We start from the raw sequence: 1,255 nt of genomic DNA on the forward strand, positions 1-1,255 counted from the left end.
ATGCGGACCTCGGAGGCGGAGAGCTTCTTCGTGTCTGCGGCGGGGGAGGCGGACGTCTTCGCGTCCGTCTTCTCGGCCTGGGAGCCGTAACCGCAAGCGGAGAGCAGCAGGGGAAGCGTCGCGGTGACGGCGAGGGCGCGCAGGGTGGTGAGCGGTCTTGCGGCAGACACGGAGGTGTCCTTTCACGGGAACGGGACGGTTGTCGGACGGGTGTGGCAGTGGGGTGTGGGGACGGGCGACGTGGAGCCGTCGCCGCGCAGGGCGTCCACCCCTGGCCGCTGCCGGCGGGATCGAGGCATGCGGACTGCGGAGCGCGGGTGTGGGACGCACCGGGGGAGGACGTGGAACAGGTCCGTCGCCGGCCTGCGCACCACAGCGGGCGGCCGGTGAGACGGGACGGGCGCGGGATCCGCGCGGCCGACGGCGGTGAGAACACGGGGACGGCGCCGGTGGCGCGCCACCGGTGGAGCCGGCCCGGCGAAGGGCCTCAGCCGGGCTGACAGATGGCGCTGGACGTACGGACCAGATCGATGTGCCGGCGGGAGGTCAGGGGCAGGGTCCGGCCCGCGTGATGCAGTGCGTGCACGGCCACCTCCCTGGATTCCTAGTTTTCCCACCTGGTTGGTAGGCATATTGGCAGAGCGCGAGATCCGGCCCAAGAGGGTGACCGCATGGTGGACGTCCGCATCTCGCGATGTGGGAAACCGCAGGTGGGCGGGGGGTTACGGGTTGGTCCAGGCCCCGGGGGTTTCGGCCAGTGCCGATACGGCGGCGGGCAGCTCGGCGGAGGCGACGTCGGCGAGGGTCACACCGTCGAGGATCTCGCGCACGTTGGCCCGCAGCGCGATCCACAGGGGGAGCAGCGACTGGGCGGGGCCGGTGTAGGACAGGTCCGGCGGCCGGACGCCGCGCACCGAGACGAGCGGCCCGTCCACGACGCGGATGACGTCCGCGATGGTGATGGACCGGGCGGGCTTGGCCAGCCGGTAGCCGCCGTTGCCGCCGCGCTGGCTGACCACGAGACCGCCCCGGCGCATGTCGTTCAGAATGCCTTCGAGGAACTTGTGCGGGATGTCCTGGGCGTCGGCGATGGCTTCGGCCTTCACCGGCTCGTCATCCTGTGACGCGGCAAGCTGCAGTGCGGCACGTACCGCGTAGTCCGCCCTGGCTGAGATCCGCATGAGGACATTATCCGGCATGGACGGCCCGGATCCGGCCGACGTCCGCCGTGGGTCGCCGCAGGCTGCCGGGCCGG

The 1,255-nt window shown here is 71.9% G+C and carries 2 protein-coding genes; both read right to left on the reverse strand.

The window, feature by feature from the left end; genetic code table 11:
• Positions 1 to 487: 487 nt before the first annotated feature.
• The gene (locus ACFXA3_RS42770; RefSeq protein WP_385196992.1) at positions 488 to 586 is read right to left on the reverse strand and encodes a putative leader peptide; all 99 of its coding nucleotides are present in this window, start codon (positions 584 to 586) and stop codon (positions 488 to 490) included.
• A gap of 136 nt (positions 587 to 722) precedes the next feature.
• Complete coding sequence (locus tag ACFXA3_RS42775; protein ID WP_385196995.1) at positions 723 to 1,181, reverse strand: RrF2 family transcriptional regulator; 459 nt, start codon at positions 1,179 to 1,181, stop codon at positions 723 to 725.
• Positions 1,182 to 1,255: the final 74 nt, after the last annotated feature.

This window comes from Streptomyces sp. NPDC059456 (assembly GCF_042750055.1).
Classification (GTDB): domain Bacteria; phylum Actinomycetota; class Actinomycetes; order Streptomycetales; family Streptomycetaceae; genus Streptomyces.

Coding starts and splice junctions, on each gene's coding strand:
- ACFXA3_RS42775 (WP_385196995.1), bottom strand. CDS start 1,181: ATGCGGATCTCAGCCAGGGCGGACTACGCGGTACGTGCCGCACTGCAG.